At 70.3% G+C, this 283-nt stretch carries 1 protein-coding gene; it reads right to left on the bottom strand.

Annotated elements, in window-relative coordinates; genetic code table 11:
- Positions 1 to 15: 15 nt before the first annotated feature.
- Positions 16 to 283: helix-turn-helix domain-containing protein (locus LB450_RS13630; protein WP_224489803.1), on the bottom strand; the 268-nt coding region annotated here is incomplete at its 5' end.

Raw genomic sequence — 283 nt, 5'->3', positions numbered from 1 at the left:
CAATGACGGCCTCCATTACACCTGCGCGACCACCGAGCTGCGCCCACCCGGTATGTGCCGGTAGAGCGTCGACGGCTGCACCCCGAGCTGCGCTGCCACCTCCTCGACGGCGATGGTCGGGTCTGCGAGCATCGCCTTGGCGCGCTTGATCTCCGCCGGTCCCATCGCCGGCTTGCGCCCGCCGCGTCGCCCCAACGCCTTCGCCTGGGCAAGTCCGGCGTGGGTGCGCTCTAGCGTCAGCTCGCGCTCGAACTCGGCGACGGCCGCGAAGACGTGGAAAACG

This window comes from Psychroflexus curvus, assembly GCF_020164585.1.
In the GTDB taxonomy this organism is placed as follows: Bacteria; Bacteroidota; Bacteroidia; order Flavobacteriales; family Flavobacteriaceae; genus Psychroflexus; species Psychroflexus curvus.
The sequence above is the reverse complement of the archived record's forward strand: the minus strand, read 5'-3'. Positions and strand labels throughout refer to the sequence as shown.